The sequence below is a fragment of the Halomonas dongshanensis genome (assembly GCF_024790395.1).
Taxonomy (GTDB): domain Bacteria; phylum Pseudomonadota; class Gammaproteobacteria; order Pseudomonadales; family Halomonadaceae; genus Vreelandella; species Vreelandella dongshanensis.
This window is the reverse complement of the sequence record NZ_JAJISC010000004.1, coordinates 162,877-176,872: the sequence shown is the minus strand read 5'-3', so window position 1 is coordinate 176,872 and position 13,996 is coordinate 162,877. Positions and strand designations below refer to the sequence as shown.

The following is a 13,996-nucleotide window of genomic DNA, read 5'->3' as shown; positions in this document are numbered from 1 at the left end:
GGGCGGGCGGCTTTACGCTAGGGTACGTCTTTTGGGGCGATTGCGTTCCCCCCGCTATTTTTGTCTGCACACAGCACGAGAGAACTCCATGAGTGAACCTGGCGAACTGATCATCGAACCTCAGCACGGCCGACCGGCGGATGCCTGCGTCTTCATCCTTCACGGCTTGGGCGCCGATGGTCACGATTTCGAGCCTCTGGTACCCGCCTTGGGGCTTCCGGCGCAGCTGAACGTGCGCTTCATCATGCCTCATGCGCCGCGCCTGCCGGTCACGGTGAACGGTGGCATGGTGATGCCCGCCTGGTACGACATCCTCGCCATGGACCTGGGCCGCCGGGTCGACGAAGTTCAACTCAAGAAATCCGCCGTGCGGGTGCAGGAGCTGATCCAGGAGCAGATCGACCAGGGCATCGCCAGCGAGCGCATCATCGTCGCCGGTTTCTCCCAGGGCGGTGCCGTCGCCTATCAGGCAGCGCTGACCTTTCCCGCGCCGCTGGGTGGCCTGATTGCCATGTCGACCTATCTTGCCACCGGCGAAAGCCTCGCGCCGAGCGAGGCCAATCGGGCGCTTCCCATCGAAATTCACCACGGTAACTTCGACCCCATCGTGCCCGAAAGCCTCGGGCGTGGCGCTTTGGACAAGCTCAAAGCGCTGGGCTATGCGCCCAACTTTCACCAATACCCCATGGCCCATGCGCTCTGCCCCCAGCAGATCCACGATATCGGCCAATGGCTGCGTCAACGCCTAAGCTGAGTTTTCAATGCACCACCGGGCGTTGAAAGCCCACGGTCGACACCCACGCCAAAGCAGGCCACAGTGAGCTAGCGTCAGAGAGGACGCAATGATGCTAAGGCGGATGGATTCGATGATGGTTTCTTTCGAGATGACCGAAACGCTGCTGGCCGTGGCCCTCACGCTGGCCGCGTTCGTCTGCCTGTTCGACCGCCACCTGCTGCGCGCGACGCTGTGCTTTATCGGCTTTGCGCTATTGCTGACTCTGGCGTGGTGGCGTCTGGCGACGCCTTGGCTGGCCCTGGCCGAGCTGCTCTTGGGCGCCATCGTCAGCGGGGCGAGCCTGCTCTTTGCCCTGGGCGTGCTGCCCACGGGAGCCGCCCTTAAGCCGCGACACGACCGCTTCCCCGTACCGCTCTCCCATGGCGTGACGCGTCTCGCCCTCAGCGTGCTTTGGCTCGTACTGATGGCCGCTGGCGTGCGCCATGCGCTGCCTGCCATGGCGCTTTCGCCCAGCGAGGAGCCGCTATTGATAGCGGCAGGTGTTTGGGTGGCCTGCGCGCTCGGCGCTTTTGCTTTGCATCGCCACCTCTTGCGCCGTCTGCTGGCCTTCAACGTCTTGGGTTCGGGCGTGTTCGTACTGCTGGCGGGCATGGCAGGGCCGATGCTAGCCGCCCAACTGCTGATTTTGGTGGGGCTCTGCATCGCCGCTTTGGGAACGCTTCTGGGGGCGCTATTGATTCGACGGCTCTACCACCTGGAGGGGCTCGAAGCCCTCGATCCTGATATCGATAAAACGGTGGCCCAATGAACTGGCGCTGGGGCTGGGAGGCCGCCACGTTTGCGCCCGAGCCGGGCGAGAGCTGGGCGCTGTTGGCCGCGTTAGTGCTGCCGTTGATGTTGGGCGGGCTTGCCGCGCTGCGTCCGCCACGCCGCGCTTGGGTCGTGCTGCTGGCGGCGCTGCCGCTGCTGGCATCGGGCGCGGCGCTGTTCCAGGCCGTACAGGGCGTAGCCTTGTTGACGTGGTCGGTGTCTTTCGATGACGTGACGCTGGCGCTGCGCCTCAACGGCGTGGCGGCGCTGCTGGTCGTCGTCACCCAACTGATCGGCGTGGTGGCGGCGCTATACACCGCCGGGCTTTGCCGCCTCGATGAGTCGGCGGGGCGCTCGCGCTGGCTGTGGCCGCTGTGGGGCGTGCTCTTGTCGAGCTTGAGCGTGATCTGGCTTGCTGCCGACCTGCTGTCGCTCTATCTCGGCCTCGAACTCATGGGGCTCACCGCAGTGGGCATGCTCTTGCTCTCGGGCAAGGCCGAGGCGCTGCTTGCGGGGCTACGTTACCTGCTGGTGGCGCTAGTGGGGTCGCTGCTCTATCTACTTGGCGTGGCGCTAATATTGGCGCACTGGGGCTCACTCGAACTCGCCCAGCTTACCGAGGTCGTCGCCCCCGAGCCCGTGGCGTGGCTTGCAGCGGCCCTGCTCGGCGCGGGATTGGCTACCAAGGCCGCGCTTTTTCCTCTGCATGCGTGGCTCACGCCGGTACACGCCAGCGCCTGGACGCCGGTTAGCGCGCTGCACGCAGCACTGGTGGTGAAGGCCTCGCTGTATCTACTGTTGATGCTCTGGAGCCTGCTGATTCCTGAGAGTCACGTAGCGCCTTTGCTGCTGGGGTTGCTGGGCGCGCTTGCCATCGTCTGGGGTAGCCTTGCCGCCTGGCGGGCCGACTCCTTGAAAACCTTGGTAGCGGCCTCGACCGTCGCTCAGCTTGGCTATTTGATGCTCGCTTTTCCGCTGCTGCTTGGCCCGGAGATGGCGCCCGAGGTGCAAACGCTGGCCTGGCAAGGCTTCTGGCTGCAGCTTTTGGGCCACGCGCTTGCCAAGGCGGCGATGTTCATGGCCGCAGGTAACCTGATTTTGGCTACGGGGGAGAGCACGCTGGCTGGGCTTGCCGGTACCAGCCGCCGTTTGCCGCTTTCGCTTCTGGTCTTCGGTATCGCGTCCGTCACGCTCATGGGGCTTCCGCCGAGCGCGGGCTTTACCGCCAAGTGGCAGCTGTTGCAGGCCATGCTACTGGCAGATCTCTGGTGGGCGATTGCCGCGCTGCTGCTGGGTACGCTGCTTAGCGCGGCTTACGTCTTTCGGCTATTTCGTTACTCGTTCATCGAATCGGCACCGCGTAAAACCTATCGACCACTGGCGCCGGGTATGGAGGGTGGCGCGCTACTGCTGGCGCTGGCGGCGCTGCTGCTGGGGCTCTGGGCGCACTATCCTCTGTCGCTGTTACAAGGAGCAAGCGCATGAACGCCGCCTGGTTGCCGCTGTTGGCGCTGGCGACGTCGCTCGTCGCCGCTGCCGTGATCTTCACGTTGCCCGAGCGCGCCTGGCGGCTGCGTACCGCGATCAACCTGGCGGCGGCCATCGCCAAGATCGCGCTGGTAGTGCTAATGGTGCGGCGTATTGCCGACGGCATCGAAGATACCCTGCGTTTTCAGGTCATCGGCGGGGTGGACTTCGTATTGCGCGGCGACGCGCTAGGCATCATGTTCGCCGGGCTTTCGTCGCTGCTATGGCTCTGCACCACGCTGTATGCCATTGGTTATCTCGGGCGCTCGCCCAACCAAAAGCGCTTTTTTGGCTTCTTTGGGCTCTGCGTGACCAGCACCTTCGGCATCGCCCTGGCCGACAATCTTTTCACCTTCTTGATTTTTTATGAGCTGCTCACGCTCTCCACCTACCCGCTGGTCGTCCACAAGGGAACGCCAGACGCGCTCAATGCCGGGCGTATCTACCTGCGCTATACGGTAACGGCGGGCGTTGTCTTGCTGCTTGGCGTGGCGATGCTTTATAGCCTGACGGGCGATCACTCCTTCTCTTCCGAGCGTGGGCTTGCGCCTTATCTCGACGACCATCGCGGACTGTTGACGCTAATTTTTGCTCTGCTGGTAGGGGGCCTCGCGGTGAAGGCGGCGATGGTGCCGCTACACGGCTGGCTACCCAGAGCGATGGTGGCGCCAGCGCCGGTAAGCGCGCTGTTGCACGCCGTGGCGGTGGTCAAGGCCGGGGCCTTCGGCATTCTGCGCGTTATCTACGATCTCTACGGCATCGAGCTTAGCGTGGCGCTGGGGGTGATGACGGGGCTGGCCGTGGCGGCCTCGATCACCATTCTCTACGGCTCGCTGCGGGCCATCGCCCAGACCGAACTCAAGCCGCGCTTGGCATTTTCTACCATCAGCCAGGTCTCCTACGTGGTGCTGGGGGTGAGCCTGTTCGGCCCCTTTGGCACCATCGGGGCCTTGGCGCATCTGCTGCATCAGGGGTTGATGAAGATCACGCTGTTTTTCTGCGCCGGGAGCTACGCCGAGGAACTCGGTATTCACCGTATCGACGAGCTCGACGGCGCAGGAAGGCGTATGCCGCTGACCAGCGTGGCCTTTACGCTGGGTGCTTTCGGCATGATCGGCCTGCCGCCCACGGCTGGGTTCATCACCAAGTGGTATTTGGGCATTGGTGCCGTGGAGGCCAACATGCTCTGGGTGGTGGCGGTATTGGTGGCCAGCAGCGCGCTGAACGCGGTCTATTTTTTGCCACTGATCTATCGCCTCTGGTTTCGTCCGGCGCCGACGGAAAGCGGCAAGGCCTGGCCCAATGAGCAGCGCCACGGGCGCTTGGAAACCAGCGCTTGGCTACTTTGGCCGGCCGTATTCACCGCCGCGATTAGCCTGGGGGCGGGGCTTTTCGCCGGGTTGCCCTATAGCCCGCTCGAGTGGGCCACGCGGGTTGCAGTCGAGGAGTATCTGCCATGACGACGCTGCTCTTCGTGCTCGCGCTGTTGTGGCCGCTTGCCGTGGCGGCGCTGACGCTGGCCGCGCGCCTGAGCCCGCGCCCTGAGAAAGCTCCAGGCGTTGCTAGTGACCTTTCCCTTCGTTTCAGCCGCGTGTTTAGGCCCTTCTCCTGGCTTTGGGTCAGCGCCTCTTGGCCCGCGCTCTTGCTTGCGGTGAGCGGCGAAGCGCGCTGGCAGTGGGAGGGGTTCATGCTCGGTGGGTTATGGGAGCTCACACCGCTGACGCGCCCTTGGCTGTTGTTCACGGCCCTTTTGTGGACGCTGGCCGCCGTACATGCCAAGGGGTATTTCAAGGGCGATCTCACAGCCGATTTCAAGGACGAGACACTGCCTGAACGCAGTGCCAGCGCTGAAAAGCGGCGGGGGACCTTTGTGTTGGCGCTGTTCTGGCCCCTGGCGTTTGCCGGTAATGCGCTGCTGATTTTGGCTCAGGATATCGCCAGCTTCTATTTTGGCTTTGCGCTGATGACCTTCGCTGCTTACCCCTTGGTGGTACAGGCAGCAACGCAGGAGGCGTGGCGCGGTGGGCGCGTCTATCTGATTCTGGCGGTGATGGGCGAAGCGTTCATTCTGGCCGGGCTTTTATGGGCAGCGGGGGCGGCGGAAACGCTGACGCTTTCGGGCGTGCGCGAGGGCATCGCCAGCGCCGATGCAGGTATATGGATGGCGCTTCTGCTGTTCGTCGGCTTTGGGGTGAAAGCTGGCGTAGTGGGCCTGCACGTGTGGCTACCGCTGGCACATCCGGTTGCCCCAGCGCCCGCCAGCGCCGTGCTGAGCGGGGCGATGATCAAGGCGGGGCTTTTAGGCTGGATCAACGTTTTGCCCCTGGGCGATGTTTCGACTCAAGGGGGGCTTGTGGCGTTGGGCCAGGGGATTCTCGCAGTGGGGCTCATCGCGGCCTTTGCGGCGGCGCTCTACGGGGTGTGGCAGCGCCACCCCAAGGCCGTGCTGGCCTATTCGAGCATCAGTCAGATGGGCATGCTGACGGCGCTGGTTGGCGTAGGGCTCGTCACGCCTGAGGTGTGGTCGCTGCTGTGGCCCGCCGTTGCGCTCTTTGCCGCCCATCACGCCTTGGCCAAAGGGGCGCTGTTTCTGGGTACCAGCATCAGCGAGCACTCACCGCGCTGGCCAGTGCCGCTTCTGTGGGCGCTTTTGGCGCTGCCCGGACTGTCGCTGACCGGGGCATTAGCGGCAGGCATGGTGAGTAAATGGAGCTTCAAGAGCGCGCTCTATGAGGCCGAACACGCGCTGCTCATCAAGTTATTGACCTTTGCGGCCATCGGCACGGCGGCCCTTATGAGCGTGGCGCTGTGGCGCCAGTGGCAGCGGCGTCAGGTAGGCGGCAGCGACGGCTACCAGCAGGGCGGCTGGCTATTGGCACTTGCGGCTGCGCTCACCGCTCCCTTATGGCTGCCGCTTCCCCAGGCAAGCCCGGTGCCGCCGCTCAAGGAGTGGTGGGGCCTCGTTTGGCCGCTGTTGGCAGGTGTATTCATGGTGGCGTGCGCGGTGGCGCTACTGCACCGAAGGCGGGGCCGCCTGCCGCCAGCGGGCGATGCCTGGTGGCTCTACGCGGTGGCTGCACGCGCGCTGTATCGGCCGCTTGCGCAAGTCGGCGAGCGTTTGGCGCGGATGAAGCAGGCTTGCGTCGAGCTAGCGCTTAAGTGGGAGCGCCGCGCCATGGCAGCGGTGCAGCGCTGCCTATTCGCCGAGGCGTGGCTGCGCCATCACGTCGGTGGGCTGATGATGGCATTGGCCCTGGTGCTTGCGGCACTGCTAATGTGGGAGGGAGGGGATTTTTGGCCAGGGAGATAAAGGATGCTCAAACGCGGACGTCGCGCCAAGACACCACGTGAAATACCCGCACGCGGCTGGCGCGATATCGCCTGGCGCGTGTTCAAGGAGATGCAGGAAGACCACATCACCATTCTCTCGTCGGGGGTGGCCTTTTATGCATTGCTGGCGCTGTTTCCTGCCATCGGGGCGGTGATTTCGCTGGCGGGGCTGCTCTTCGACCCGTTCGAGGCAGCCGTGCAGGTGCGCGAGCTGGTGCGCTTCATGCCGCCCGAGGCCGCCGGGCTCATCGATCAGCAGACCCAGGACGTGGTCGCCACCGCCGAGAGCCGTAATGGCCTAACGGCGATTGTGGGTACGCTGGTGGCGATTTTCGTGGCCTCCAAAGGCGTGCGCGGGCTGATCGTTGGGCTCAACGTGGTGTATGGCGAGGAGGAGAAGCGCTCGCCGCTAAAGCAACTGATGATGGTGTCGGCGTTGACGCTTGGGCTGATCGCCATGACGCTGCTCACGCTTGCCTTCATTGCCGTGGTGCCGTTGGCGGTGAGTTTCATCGGTATCCATAGCCCGCTGGATAAGATCATTGGCTGGCTGCGTTGGCCGGTGCTATTGGTGATCATGAGCCTAGGCATTGCGCTGCTCTACCGCTTTGCGCCGCATCGGCGCGCGGCGCGCTGGCAGTGGCTGAGTGTGGGCACGCTGGTGGCCACGTCGCTCTGGCTGCTCGGCTCCGGTGGGCTTTCGCTCTACGTGCGCTACTTCTCCAACTTCAGCGAGCTTTACGGCTCGCTTGGCGCCGTGGTGGTGCTGATGCTGTGGTTCTGGCTCTCTGCCTTCGTCGTGCTGCTCGGCGCCGAGATCAATAGTGAAATGGAGCGCCAGACCCGGCGCGATTCCACCGTTGGGCGTGAGCGCCCGCTGGGCGAGCGCGACGCTTTCTCCGCCGATACCGTTGGCGACACTCACCCGCGCGGCAGCCCAACCGACTAGCTGCGAGCTTACCGACTAGCTGCGAGCTTCTTAAACGAGCTGCGCCCCAAAAGGGGCGCAGAGATGGTTGAGTGAAACCAATCGGTGTCGGGTACGCGGTCACAAAAGCTCTTCTTTACAAAAGCTCTTCGGCAGCCAGGGCCAAGCGCGAGCGTTCGACGCTTTTCAGCGTGATATGGCCCGCGTGGGGCCAGTCGCGAAACCGCTCGACCACTGCCGCCATGCCGCAGGTGTTGGCGGTGAGGTAGGGTGTATCGATCTGGCCGACGTTGCCCAGGCAGACGATCTTGGTGTTGCGCCCGGCGCGGGTCACTAGGGATTTCAGCTGTTTAGGAGTGAAGTTCTGGGCCTCGTCGATGATCAGAAAGGTATCGTTCAAGGTGCGCCCGCGCATGAAGCCCGGCGCGCGGATCTGCACCCGAGAGCCGATCAGCTGGCGCGTGGCGCCGTTGTCCCAACTCGATTCGCCATCTTCGTTGCGTAATAGGTTATCCATGTTGTCGTGGAAGGCGCCCATCCAAGGTGACATCTTCTCCTCTTCGGTGCCCGGCAGAAAGCCGATGTCTTCGCCCATGGGGATCGGCGCACGGGTGAAGACGATGCGCTCGAAGCGTTTGCTATCCAGGGTTTGCTGGAAGGCGGCAGCAAGGGTCATGTAGGTCTTGCCGGTACCGGCGTTGCCCGCGATGGTCACCAGATCGATCTCCGGGTCCATCAACAGGTTCAGGGTGAAGTTTTGACGGCTGTCGTGGGCGTGCACGCCCCAAACGCCTGCGTGGTGGCGGTAGTTGGTGAGCAGCTCCAAACGCGCCGAGGTAGCGCTCAGCTCGCGTACGATAGCTTCGAACTCGGCGCCGTTCTCACTATCTGAAACCAGCATGCCCAGGTGCCAGTGGCGCGGCATCTCACCGCTTAGCTGGTAGAAGGTGTGATGGCCTTGGCGTTCGACGTCTACCTCGACGTTGAGCGCCTCCCATAGCGAGGCACCGTCCTGCCCGGCACTGCGATACACGGTGGCGCCTTCGATCATGGCATCGCTGTCGTCGAAGGCCTGATCGCTTAAGTAGTCCTCCACCGGTACCTTGAGTGCGGCGGCCTTGACCCGCAGGTTGATGTCTTTGGTGACCAGGATGACCGAGGCATCCGGGCGGTCGTCGATCAAGCGGCAGGTCTCGGCGAGGATACGATTATCAGGGCTATCGCCCGGCGTTGATTCGAGCGGCTTGAGATCGCGGTAGCAGAGAAAGTGCAAGCGCCCCGAAGGGCCACTGACGCGGGGAATGGGAATGCCGCGTTGGATTTCGCTAAAGGTGACCTGGCTGGTCAAGTCGGAGAGGGTGCGGCTGATTTGACGCGCGGTACGGGCGATTTCGCGGATACCGTTTTTATGCTTGTCGAGCTCCTCGAGAACGGTCATGGGGATGACCACGTCGTGCTCATCGAAATGATAGAGCGCAGTAGGGTCGTGAATCAGGACGTTGGTGTCCAGAACATACAGCCTTATTGCTTTCTTATCGAGTCGAACCATCGCAGCGTCACTCCTGAATTGTCAGCAACATCGACACTGGCAGCGCTCTTTTACCGCAAGATGACAGCTGCCGTGGTGACCTATTGGCGTGTCCTTACCTGTGCGTGGTAGCGGGCCGGGCGACTCCTTTTGGTGAGATGACGACGGGTGGGGCGCAGCGCATGTCGGTTGGATGACCACTGCACTGTTAGCGTGGCCTGGGTTTTACAACTTTGCCAGTGCGCAGTGTTTAAACGCTCTCAACGACGCTCTCAACGAATAGCGCCTAGATAGCGCGTCACCTTGTTGATCAGCGCCGTGGCGACCACGCCGCGCGCGTTGCCTTCCAGGTAGCGGTAGTAGTGGCTCTCCAGCACCAAATCGTGATTGAGCGCGCTCAAACGCTTCTCGGCGATGGCATCTTCCACCAGCGGAGCAGGCAAGAGCGCCCAGCCGGTGCCACCAATGACCGCATCACGAATCACCTCGAACATGGTGAAGCCGAGATAGTTGGCCGAGAACAGGGCGTCGCTGACCAGCCGGTCGTCGCTGACGTGGGTCAAGCAGACCTGGGTGTACTGGGCGAGGTCGTCGCGGTTGACGTCGGGCAGGCGGCTTAGCGGATGGCTCGGCGCGGCGACCAGGCGCATGCCAATGGGGGAGAGGTGTTGGCCCTGGCCGCTCAGCGCTTCGGCGGTGTAGAGGCCAAAGGCAATGTCCACGGTTTGGCGCTGAACGAAATCACGATGCTCCTGAGGCGGAATCAAATAGACCGAGAGCGCCGTGGTGGGGTAGAGCTGTTTCAGCTCGTGCATCAAACGCTGCCAGAGCACTTCCGGCAGGGCGTCATCGCGGGCGATGCCCAACTGGCTTTCGACCCCTTGCAGGTGCTGGTGGCAGTGTTTTTCGATGCGACCGGCGCTAGTGAGCAAGCGATAGCAATCAGGTAGCACGCTCTCGCCAACGGCGGTGAGACGCACGCGGTTGCCGCTGCGCTCGAAAAGCACGACGCCCAGGCTCTCCTCCAGCGCGCTGACGGCGGCACTCAGGGTGCTGCGCTTGGTGAGCGTTTGGCGCGCCGCAGCGGCGAAGGAGCCGTGTTCGGTAACGTCGATAAAGGCCTGAATCTGCTCGGTACGCATGACGCATCCTTGGTTGAACGTATTTTTAGATTAGCGGATGCCCTAATGTCGAGCGACGAAAAAAGTGGCGCTGAGCGATTCGCCCACTCAAGGCACTTTGGGTAGGCTATGCGCTGCTTAATACACCTCATAACCTTTCATGTTGGAGCAGTTCCCGATGTCCCCCCTGATTGCTGAGCGGCGTGCGCTGAAATTTTCGGCCGTCTCCGCCAGCCTGTTCGCCCTGACCGGGCTCGCGCTGGGCCTTGCCAGCGGCTCGATCACCATCCTTTTCGATAGTGCCTATTCACTCTTGAGCCTTGTGTTGGCGTCGCTGTCTTTGCTTGCCCTCCAGCAGGCGCGTAAACCCGCCGACGAACACTTTCCCTTTGGGCGGCTCACCGTCGAGCCGCTGGCGGTGCTGCTCAAGGGCGTGGTGATTGCGCTGGTGTGCCTGTTCTCGCTGGTATCGGCGCTGTGGAGCCTGGTGCAGGGCGGGCGCGAGGTAACGCTTGGGTTGGCTCTCGGTTTCGGTATCGTCAACGTGCTCGGGTGTTTGCTCACCTGGGGCGTGCTCAAGCGCTATGCCCGTACCGCCAACTCCTCGCTTCTGCGCGCGGAGCTGCGCCAGTGGCAGATGGATACGTGGCTCAGCACCGCTGTCGTCGTGGGTTTCATGCTCACGGTAGGCCTGACACTGAGCCCCTGGGCCGCCTACGCCCGCTTTGCCGACCCGGTGATGGTGCTGCTGATTGCGGGCTATTTTCTGCCCATACCGGTGCGCATGGTGCGCGAGGCCCTGCGCGAGCTAATGTTCGGCGTGCCCACAGGGCCGATCCAGCGCGACGTGGTTCGCGAGATCGAAGCCTTCGACGTCGAACCCGAAGACGTGCGCATCGCCCAGGTGGGCAGCTTCTTGATGGTGGATATCCAGCTCGACAAGCAGCAGATCGAGACCGCCGAAGAGATCGTCGATAGCGTCGAGGCGCGCTGCGAACGTCTCAATCTGCGCCCGGTGACCAGTATTACCCTGGTCACCTGAAACCTGGTGAGCTGAGAGAAAACGGGGGCGCAGAGGAAAAAGATTGACCCGGTCATGAAGCGAATGATATTTAGCGCTACCGACAACGGGTGTCGGTCTTGCATCGTTTCTTGAGGGTTCGACAACATGCCTTTGCGCCGCTGTTTGTCCGTACTGATGGTGACCGCTGTGGTCGCCGGTTGTGCCAGTAACACCATTGCACCGCGTTATACCTCCGAACACCCCGATATCCTGCGTATCGGCGGCGAGCGCCCGGCCAACAAAGAGACCGTCGTCGAAAACGCCGGCTCCTTCTGCCTCGAAACCTCCGAGCGCTGGAACGAACACGGCCGCACCCCCGACGGCCAAACACTCTGGGCCAAGGACACCCTGCGGCGTGTGGTGCCGTGTAACTAAACCTCGTTTGTCTAAGCTCCGTGTGGTTAATGAGCTAAGGGCGGTATCAAGTCCTTAATAATCGCGCGGAGCTTAATTTTATATGCTATTCAATGGCTTAGATTTTTAATCGTCTTTCAGATAAGTTCAGCGTTATGGGCTGGGTGCCCCGTAAGCTATGGCGTGCTGTGGTGATAAAATATAACTGGAACCCCTTTCTGATTTTTCTCAAATAATATTGAGGTTCAAGTAACGATAATCGCACTTGCTTATACTTTAGGCTATTAGTCGAAAGATATTTTTATTAAAAATATTAAATATCAATAACTTGAATTTTTCTATCACCCATCCAAGCAATTGGATATTGCCCGTTTCTTTTTGCCCATGCTATTAATATTTCGTGATATATCACAGGCCGATGAGTGATTAGGACGGTATTTGTCGCTCTCTTGGCCACGTATCAACTCTGGTTAATTAGATAACCCAGTGATCGAAATCACTAGCGAATTCGTATGAATTCAGCATGACCTTGTGTGTTGGTAAAACTCATCAAGCGAATAACGATTCCAACGCCCGAATGCGCAGCAGGAGTGTATGAAAAAATGAAAATCACCTCGATAAAAACCTTCCGCCTCAAAGAGTTCGCCAACGTTCTCTGGGTACATGTCGAAACGGATAGCGGTATCGTAGGTCTTGGCGAAACATTTTATGGGGCAGGGGCCGTCGAGGCGCATATTCATGACACTCTTGCGGGGCGTCTGCTGGGTAAGAATCCGCTGCATATCGAGGCGCTACACAAGGAGATGGTATCGCTTCCCATGGCCCAGTCTTCAACGGGCGCAGAGTATCGTGCCGCGTCCGCTATCGACATCGCGCTATGGGACATCTTCGGCAAGGTATGTGACTTGCCCGTGCACCAGATGTTGGGCGGTCAGTGTTGGGACAAAATTCGTGTTTATAACACTTGCGCCGGATACAAATACGTCAGAACCAACGAGATCAAACCAGTTTCAAACTGGAATTTAGACACCCCCGAAGGGCCTTACGAGGATCTCGAAGGCTTCATGAAGCGCCCCGCCCAGCTGGCCGAAAACCTGCTCGAATCGGGGATCACTGCCATGAAAATTTGGCCATTCGATCCTATCGCGGTCGAAACTCGGGGCCAGTACATCACTGCAGCTCAGATGAAGCAGGCTGTTAAACCTTTCGAAGAAATCCGCAAGGCTGTCGGCGACCAAATGGAGATCATGGTCGAATTCCATTCGCAGTGGAACCTGCCGACCGCCAAGAATATTGCTCGTGAACTCGAGCAGTTTACGCCCACCTGGTACGAAGATCCCATTCGAATGAACTCACCGCAAGCGCTAGCCGAGTTTGCGGCGTCGACGAGTGTCTGGACATGTGCCAGTGAAACGCTCGGATCGCGCTGGCCTTATAAGGATATGCTGGATCGAGATGCTGCTCACGTAGTTATGGTTGATCTCTGCTGGACGGGGGGCTTAACGGAAGGACGTAAGATCGCTGCCTTGGCAGAAACCTGGCATCGTCCGTTCGCTCCCCACGACTGCATTGGCCCGGTCGGCTTTGCAGCGGCAATTCACATGTCGTTCAGTCAGCCCAATACGCTCATCCAGGAGAGTGTCCGAGCCTTTTATAAAGGCTGGTATAACGAGCTCGTTACTCAAGTACCTAAGATCGAAAACGGCTATGTCTATCCGATGGAAGGTCCTGGGCTTGGCGTTGAGCTTCTACCCAGTGTTTTCGAGAGATCGGATCTATCCGTTCGTACATCAACTGTTTGAACCAGTTAAAGCGAGGAGAGTGCTATGTCCATTAATCTATTCGATTTAACGGGAAAAACGGCGCTGATCACGGGCTCTTCACGGGGTCTGGGGCTGGCCATTGCCGAGGGGATGGCGGCTGCAGGGGCCAGTGTCGTGCTCAACGGTATGAACGGCGAACGCTTGGAAGCTAGTGCCTCGAAGCTTCGCGATGAAGGCTTCGACGTCAATGTGGCAGCCTTCGACGTCACCGATGAGGCGGCTGTATGCCAAGCGCTGGAACGTATGGATCATGAGGGTATCGAGATTGACATACTGGTCAACAATGCGGGCATTCAGTTCAGAAAACCGATGCTTGAACTTGAAACAAACGACTGGCAACGGGTCATCGATACCAACCTTACCTCGGCTTTCATCGTGAGCCGTGAAGTCGCCAAACGTATGGTGAAAAAGGGGGCGGGAAAGATCGTCAATATTGGCTCATTGACCAGCGACCTCGCTCGAGCCACCGTCGCGCCTTATACGGTAGCCAAGGGCGGTATCAAGATGCTGACCAAGTCGATGGCGGCGGAATGGGGGCAGTATGGCATTCAGGCCAACGCCATCGGTCCGGGTTACATGCTGACCGACATGAACGAAGCGCTGACCAGTAACCCGGAGTTCGATGGCTGGGTGAAAGGACGCACGCCGGCAGGCCGCTGGGGGCGTCCGGACGAATTGGCAGGCACAGCGATCTATCTTTCGTCCGCAGCCTCCGACTACGTCAATGGTCATATCGTGTATGTCGATGGCGGCATGATTTCGGTGCTTTGATACTG

At 60.7% G+C, this 13,996-nt stretch carries 12 protein-coding genes; 10 read left to right on the top strand and 2 right to left on the bottom strand.

The features are described from left to right. Positions 1 to 88: 88 nt before the first annotated feature. The 6 genes from LLY24_RS09920 to LLY24_RS09895 all read left to right on the top strand — a co-directional run bounded on the left by LLY24_RS09920 (position 89) and on the right by LLY24_RS09895 (position 7,352). A complete protein-coding gene (locus tag LLY24_RS09920; protein WP_259036135.1) occupies positions 89 to 754 on the top strand; it encodes an alpha/beta hydrolase in 666 nt (221 codons plus the stop codon). Positions 755 to 866: 112 nt separating this feature from the next. Then, positions 867 to 1,544, top strand: coding sequence for a hydrogenase subunit MbhD domain-containing protein (locus LLY24_RS09915; RefSeq protein ID WP_259036134.1), 678 nt, complete (start codon positions 867 to 869; stop codon positions 1,542 to 1,544). Further along, positions 1,541 to 3,031: a complex I subunit 5 family protein gene (locus LLY24_RS09910; protein ID WP_259036133.1), complete on the top strand. Its 1,491-nt coding sequence runs from the start codon at positions 1,541 to 1,543 to the stop codon at positions 3,029 to 3,031. Before LLY24_RS09915 ends, LLY24_RS09910 begins: the two co-directional genes overlap by 4 nt. Continuing rightward, positions 3,028 to 4,533 (top strand): proton-conducting transporter transmembrane domain-containing protein, encoded by a 1,506-nt coding sequence (locus LLY24_RS09905; protein WP_259036132.1) that lies wholly within the window; start codon positions 3,028 to 3,030, stop codon positions 4,531 to 4,533. The genes LLY24_RS09910 and LLY24_RS09905 overlap by 4 nt, the downstream gene beginning before the upstream one ends. Continuing rightward, positions 4,530 to 6,383 carry a complex I subunit 5 family protein gene (locus LLY24_RS09900; RefSeq protein WP_259036131.1) on the top strand — a complete coding sequence of 618 codons (1,854 nt, stop codon included), beginning with the start codon at positions 4,530 to 4,532 and terminating at the stop codon, positions 6,381 to 6,383. Before LLY24_RS09905 ends, LLY24_RS09900 begins: the two co-directional genes overlap by 4 nt. 3 nt (positions 6,384 to 6,386) lie before the next feature. Continuing rightward, positions 6,387 to 7,352 carry a YihY/virulence factor BrkB family protein gene (locus LLY24_RS09895; protein WP_259036130.1) on the top strand — a complete coding sequence of 322 codons (966 nt, stop codon included), beginning with the start codon at positions 6,387 to 6,389 and terminating at the stop codon, positions 7,350 to 7,352. Positions 7,353 to 7,467: 115 nt separating this feature from the next. On the opposite strand, the gene LLY24_RS09890 is transcribed toward LLY24_RS09895, so the two are convergent. Next, positions 7,468 to 8,880, bottom strand: a complete 1,413-nt coding sequence (locus LLY24_RS09890) for a PhoH family protein (RefSeq protein WP_259036129.1) — start codon at positions 8,878 to 8,880, stop codon at positions 7,468 to 7,470. A gap of 251 nt (positions 8,881 to 9,131) precedes the next feature. Then, a complete protein-coding gene (locus LLY24_RS09885) occupies positions 9,132 to 10,001 on the bottom strand; it encodes a LysR family transcriptional regulator (RefSeq protein ID WP_259036128.1) in 870 nt (289 codons plus the stop codon). Between the two features lie 157 nt (positions 10,002 to 10,158). Here LLY24_RS09885 and LLY24_RS09880 point away from each other — a divergent pair, with 157 nt between their 5' ends. From LLY24_RS09880 to LLY24_RS09865, 4 genes are all read left to right on the top strand, one after another. Continuing rightward, a complete protein-coding gene (locus LLY24_RS09880) occupies positions 10,159 to 11,022 on the top strand; it encodes a cation diffusion facilitator family transporter (RefSeq protein WP_259036127.1) in 864 nt (287 codons plus the stop codon). Between the two features lie 126 nt (positions 11,023 to 11,148). Continuing rightward, on the top strand, positions 11,149 to 11,418 hold the full coding sequence (locus LLY24_RS09875; RefSeq protein WP_259036126.1) for a hypothetical protein: 270 nt from the start codon (positions 11,149 to 11,151) through the stop codon (positions 11,416 to 11,418). A 581-nt stretch (positions 11,419 to 11,999) separates the two neighbouring features. Continuing rightward, the gene (locus LLY24_RS09870; protein ID WP_259036125.1) at positions 12,000 to 13,199 is read left to right on the top strand and encodes a mandelate racemase/muconate lactonizing enzyme family protein; all 1,200 of its coding nucleotides are present in this window, start codon (positions 12,000 to 12,002) and stop codon (positions 13,197 to 13,199) included. Positions 13,200 to 13,223: 24 nt separating this feature from the next. Next, positions 13,224 to 13,991: an SDR family oxidoreductase gene (locus LLY24_RS09865; protein WP_259036124.1), complete on the top strand. Its 768-nt coding sequence runs from the start codon at positions 13,224 to 13,226 to the stop codon at positions 13,989 to 13,991. The last annotated feature ends 5 nt before the right edge of the window (positions 13,992 to 13,996 follow it).

Coding starts and splice junctions, on each gene's coding strand:
- LLY24_RS09870 (WP_259036125.1), top strand. CDS start 12,000: ATGAAAATCACCTCGATAAAAACCTTCCGCCTCAAAGAGTTCGCCAAC.
- LLY24_RS09895 (WP_259036130.1), top strand. CDS start 6,387: ATGCTCAAACGCGGACGTCGCGCCAAGACACCACGTGAAATACCCGCA.
- LLY24_RS09915 (WP_259036134.1), top strand. CDS start 867: ATGATGGTTTCTTTCGAGATGACCGAAACGCTGCTGGCCGTGGCCCTC.
- LLY24_RS09885 (WP_259036128.1), bottom strand. CDS start 10,001: ATGCGTACCGAGCAGATTCAGGCCTTTATCGACGTTACCGAACACGGC.
- LLY24_RS09865 (WP_259036124.1), top strand. CDS start 13,224: ATGTCCATTAATCTATTCGATTTAACGGGAAAAACGGCGCTGATCACG.
- LLY24_RS09880 (WP_259036127.1), top strand. CDS start 10,159: ATGTCCCCCCTGATTGCTGAGCGGCGTGCGCTGAAATTTTCGGCCGTC.
- LLY24_RS09920 (WP_259036135.1), top strand. CDS start 89: ATGAGTGAACCTGGCGAACTGATCATCGAACCTCAGCACGGCCGACCG.
- LLY24_RS09905 (WP_259036132.1), top strand. CDS start 3,028: ATGAACGCCGCCTGGTTGCCGCTGTTGGCGCTGGCGACGTCGCTCGTC.
- LLY24_RS09890 (WP_259036129.1), bottom strand. CDS start 8,880: ATGGTTCGACTCGATAAGAAAGCAATAAGGCTGTATGTTCTGGACACC.
- LLY24_RS09910 (WP_259036133.1), top strand. CDS start 1,541: ATGAACTGGCGCTGGGGCTGGGAGGCCGCCACGTTTGCGCCCGAGCCG.
- LLY24_RS09900 (WP_259036131.1), top strand. CDS start 4,530: ATGACGACGCTGCTCTTCGTGCTCGCGCTGTTGTGGCCGCTTGCCGTG.
- LLY24_RS09875 (WP_259036126.1), top strand. CDS start 11,149: ATGCCTTTGCGCCGCTGTTTGTCCGTACTGATGGTGACCGCTGTGGTC.